Source organism: Aeromonas sp. (genome assembly GCF_050633025.1).
Lineage (GTDB): Bacteria > Pseudomonadota > Gammaproteobacteria > Enterobacterales > Aeromonadaceae > Aeromonas.
Genome location: NZ_JBODRQ010000196.1, coordinates 1 through 4,498 on the forward strand (window position 1 = coordinate 1; position 4,498 = coordinate 4,498).

Sequence of the window (4,498 nt, forward strand, 5' to 3'; positions counted from 1 at the left end):
CTTTTTTATCGTCATCTTTCAGCTGGTTGCAGCCTGACTACTCACCCTGCAGGGTTACCAGCACCTTGCGGGCACCGCCATCGACGCGATGCTCACCGAGCCAGATCCCCTGCCAGGTGCCGAGCGCCAGCTGACCATCGCGGATCGGCAGTTGCAGGCTCACCCCGAGCAGGGAGGATTTGATGTGGGCGGGCATGTCATCCGCCCCCTCATAGGTGTGGCGATAGTAGGGGGCATCTTCCGGCGCCAACCGGTGGAGATGAGCCTCCATATCGCTGCGCACACTCGGATCGCAGTTTTCGTTGAGGGTGAGAGAGGCGGAGGTGTGTTGCAGCAGCAGATGTGCCATGCCAATCCGGTAATCCGCCAGCATCGGCAGCTTGGCCACCAGCTCGTCCGTCACCAGATGAAAGCCCCGCGAACGGGGCTTAAGAGTCAGCAGGCACTGCTGCCACATCAGACGTATTCCATAAAGACGCGGGAGGTGAGCTTGGTGATGAGCTCGTAGGGGATGGTGCCAATCTCGTCGGCCACCCGCTCCACTGGCAGCCCCTCGCCCCACAGCACCGCCTCGTCGCCGGGCTTGTCGGTCGCGCCCGGCCCCAGATCGACGGTGCTCATATCCATGGAGACACGCCCCACCAGCGGCACGATGCGACCGTTGACCAGTACGGATGTGCCGTTGGGCGCCATGCGCGGATAGCCGTCACCGTAGCCGATGGCGATCACGCCAAGGCGAGTATCGCGATCCGACACCCAGTTGGCGCCGTAGCCCACCGGCTCGCCCGCCTTGTGATCCCGTACCGCAATCAGCTGGGTCTTCAAGGTCATCACCGGCTGCAGGTCGTAATCGGCCGCCACCGTGTTGGGGAATGGCGACACGCCATAGAGGATGACACCGGGGCGCACCCAGTCGCAGTGGGAGTCCGGCCAGGCCAGAATGCCCGCCGAGTTGGCCATGGCCCGCTCGCCCGCCAGCGGGGCGGTCAGGCGACTGAAGAGGTCAATCTGCTCGCGGGTGGTGGGCTGCTCCAGCTCATCGGAGCGGCTGAAGTGGGTCATGATGTTGAACGGCTGCACCACGTTCTTGCACTTGCCGAGTCGTTCGATAAAGGCAGGCATCTCATCGCTGCGCACCCCGAGCCGGTGCATGCCGGTGTCGAGCTTGAGCCAGGCCACCACGGGGGCTGGCAGCTCGGCCTGCTCCAGCGCTTCGAGCTGCTCCCAGGTGTGAACCGCCGTCTGCAGGTTGTTGGCCGCCAGCACCGGCAGGTCGTCGGCAGAGAAGAATCCCTCTAGCAGTACTATGGGCTTGACCACGGCGCAGGAGCGCAGCATCAGCGCCTCTTCGATGCGGGCCACCGCATAGGCATCCGCATCCACCAGGGTGCGGGCGACCGGCAGCAGTCCGTGGCCATAGGCGTTGGCCTTGACCACAGCGATGATCTTGCAAGCGGGAGCGTGGCGCTTGACCACGGCGAGGTTGTGGCGCAAGGCCGCAGTGTTGATTTGGGCAGTAGCCGCTTTCATGGTTTTCCCTTACGAGGGCACAAATGGTCTCCCCCTCATCGGGCAGAAGACCGCCACTCACTTATCGTCGTCGAAGGCCGGACCGGCATAATTGTCGAACCGGGAAAACAGGCCCTGAGCAGCAGCCAATGACTGGCTATCGATCAGGGCAGTCGTGGTAATGACGAAACCGCCATCACCTTGGGTTTACATCAATAATCGTCGTCAAACGCCAGACTGGCGTAGTTGTCGAACCGCGAGAACTGCCCAGGAAGGTGAGGCACACCGGGCCAACATTGGCACCGTTACGCTGCTTGCCGGAGATATCCGGCATCTTTCAGGGCACTTTTGGCAATCACTATCCGGACGGCCTTATCCATTACTTATCAATAATCATCGTCAAACGCAGGGCCGGCATAGTTGTCGAACCGCGAGAACTGACCCTGGAAGGTGAGGCGCACACGGCCGATAGGGCCGTTACGCTGTTTGCCGATAATGATCTCGGCAATCCCCTTGTCAGGGCTGTCATCGTGATAAACCTCATCACGATAGATAAACATGATCAAGTCCGCATCCTGCTCGATAGAGCCCGATTCACGAAGGTCCGAGTTGACCGGGCGCTTGTCGGCCCGCTGTTCCAGGCTTCGGTTCAGCTGGGAGAGCGCCACCACAGGGCACTGCAGCTCTTTCGCCAAGGCCTTGAGGGAGCGGGAGATCTCGCCGATCTCCAGGGTACGGTTGTCAGAGAGCGCCGGCACCCGCATCAGCTGCAGGTAGTCCACCATGATCATGGATAGGCCACCGTGCTCGCGTGCCACCCGACGGGCACGGGAGCGCACATCGGTCGGGGTGAGGCCGGAGGCGTCATCGATATACATCTTGCCCTTCTCCAGCAGCAATCCCATGGTGGAGGAGAGACGGGCCCAATCCTCGTCGTCGAGCTGACCGGTACGCACCTTGGTCTGATCGATGCGACCGACCGAGGCGAGCATACGCATGATGATCTGCTCGGAGGGCATCTCCAGCGAGAAGATAAGCACCGGCTTGTCGGCGGTGAGGGCCGCATGCTCACAGAGGTTCATGGCAAAGGTGGTCTTGCCCATGGAGGGACGAGCCGCCACGATGATCAAGTCCGAACGCTGCAAACCGGCGGTCATCTTGTCGAGATCGTTGTAACCGCTCGATACCCCGGTCACCCCGTTGTGGGGGGTCTTGAACAGCTCTTCAATCTTGTCGACGGTCTGCTCGAGGATGAGCTTCAGGGGCTGGGGCCCCTCGTTGGCGCTGGTGCGCTGCTCGGCAATCTTGAATACCTTGCTCTCGGCAAGATCCAGCAGATCGCCTGAGGTACGGCCCTGTGGCTCGTAACCCGCTTCGACTATCTCGTTGGCGACCGAGATCATCTCCCGCACCACCGCCCGCTCACGCACGATTTCCGCGTAAGCGTTGATGTTGGCGGCACTCGGGGTGTTCTTGGCGATCTCCACCAGATAGGCGAAGCCACCCGCCTCTTCCAGCTGTTCGGAGCGTTCCAGCTCCTCCTGCAGGGTGATGAGGTCGATGGGGTTGCCCGCGTTGGAGAGGCGGGTCATGGCCTGGAAGATCAACCGGTGCGGACGGCTGTAGAAATCCTGATCGATAACCCGTTCGGCAACCCGATCCCAGGCATCGTTATCCAGCATCAGGCCGCCCAGTACGGACTGTTCGGCCTCAAAAGAGTGGGGAGGAACTTTCAGCTGTTGTGTCTTGGCGTCTTTTTTCGCCGTCACTTGCTCTGCCATACACATAAAAACCGCAGCGGGAAGGGGACGTGAATTTTACAAAAGAAAGCCAACTACGGCGAGCCCTATCTGGCGGTTCATACCACCATAAAGGGCCAAACCAGAGTCTGCTCTACCTTGACCATTTTGATTTTGCTTCGCATTTTGCGCTCCTTGCGACTCAATCTTCTGCTTTTCATCCGGTTTACTCCTCTTGTTTGACGCCGCATCGCGGCAACCTCGTTCATGAATAATTCATGCCAGAGGTGATATTGATGAATACAAGCTGCGACACAATTAGGGACAGGCAGCCTGCGATGCACCCTGCTGAGCTTGCCAAAGCGGAGCATGCCCCACCCACAGACGAGAGTGAAAAGAGTCAAAATGAAAAAGATGCTGACCCTGTTTGCCGTGATCCTGGCCATTGGCCTGGGGGCACCTCACGCCGAAGCCAAGAAATTTGGCGGCGGCAAATCCTTTGGTAAAAGTTACAAAACTGCGCCGGCCCAGCCTGCGGCCAAACCGGTCGACAACAAGAATCCGACACTGAATGCCCAGACTCCGCCGAAAAAGAGCGGCATGATGGGTGGCCTGCTGGGTGGCCTGCTGGCTGGCGGCCTGTTTGCCTACCTGCTGGGCAGTGGTGCCTTTGAAGGTCTGCAAGGAATGGACTTCCTGCTGATCGCCCTGCTGGCGCTGGGTGCCGTGTTCCTGATCCGTACCCTGCGCAAGGGCAAGGTCGCGACGCCACAGCCACAACAGGCGGCCTATGCGGGCTATCAGCCACCGCAATCCGCTGCTCCGCAGCAGTTTGAGCAGAGCAACAGCGCACCGCAAGCCACCGGCTTTGCCGACAGCGACGTGCCGTTCCGCCTGCCGCCGGGCTTTGACATGAACAGCTTCCTGGCCGGTGCCCGCGATCACTATCGCACCCTGCAAGAGGCGTGGAACAAGAACGATCTGGAAAAGGTGCGCGAGTACGTCAGCCCCGAGCTGTTTGAACAGCTCAAAGCCGAGCGCGCCGAACTGACTGGCGACCAGCACACCGAAGTGATGTACGTCGATACCCAGCTGGTACGCGCCGACTACGGCAGTGACTGGGCTCAGGTGAGCGTACGCTTCAGCGGCCGCTACATGGACCGTCAGGAGCAGGTCGAAGAAGACATCAAAGAGGTGTGGCACCTCGAGCGCGATCTGGCCAAGAACAATGCCCCCTGGCATATCGTCGG

General features: G+C 60.4%; 4 protein-coding genes. 1 reads left to right on the forward strand and 3 read right to left on the reverse strand.

Annotated features, from left to right (window positions below; all coding sequences use genetic code 11):
- Positions 1-37: 37 nt before the first annotated feature.
- From ACRAUW_RS16965 to dnaB, 3 genes are all read right to left on the reverse strand, one after another.
- Positions 38-457 carry a secondary thiamine-phosphate synthase enzyme YjbQ gene (locus ACRAUW_RS16965; RefSeq protein WP_047437090.1) on the reverse strand — a complete coding sequence of 140 codons (420 nt, stop codon included), beginning with the start codon at positions 455-457 and terminating at the stop codon, positions 38-40.
- Positions 457-1,530: an alanine racemase gene (gene alr / locus ACRAUW_RS16970; RefSeq protein WP_431363216.1), complete on the reverse strand. Its 1,074-nt coding sequence runs from the start codon at positions 1,528-1,530 to the stop codon at positions 457-459. Before alr ends, ACRAUW_RS16965 begins: the two co-directional genes overlap by 1 nt.
- Before the next feature lie 365 nt (positions 1,531-1,895).
- Entirely contained in the window at positions 1,896-3,290 is a 1,395-nt protein-coding gene (dnaB, locus tag ACRAUW_RS16975; protein ID WP_026035132.1) for a replicative DNA helicase, read from the reverse strand.
- Positions 3,291-3,653: 363 nt separating this feature from the next.
- Here dnaB and ACRAUW_RS16980 point away from each other — a divergent pair.
- Positions 3,654-4,498, forward strand: an 845-nt coding sequence (locus ACRAUW_RS16980; protein ID WP_431363217.1) for a Tim44 domain-containing protein, incomplete at its 3' end; no start/stop codon positions are given.

What these genes read in the sequence shown, in the direction of transcription:
- ACRAUW_RS16965 (WP_047437090.1), bottom strand. Translation starts at nt 457, where the DNA reads ATGTGGCAGCAGTGCCTGCTGACTCTTAAGCCCCGTTCGCGGGGCTTT.
- alr (WP_431363216.1), bottom strand. Translation starts at nt 1,530, where the DNA reads ATGAAAGCGGCTACTGCCCAAATCAACACTGCGGCCTTGCGCCACAAC.
- dnaB (WP_026035132.1), bottom strand. Translation starts at nt 3,290, where the DNA reads ATGGCAGAGCAAGTGACGGCGAAAAAAGACGCCAAGACACAACAGCTG.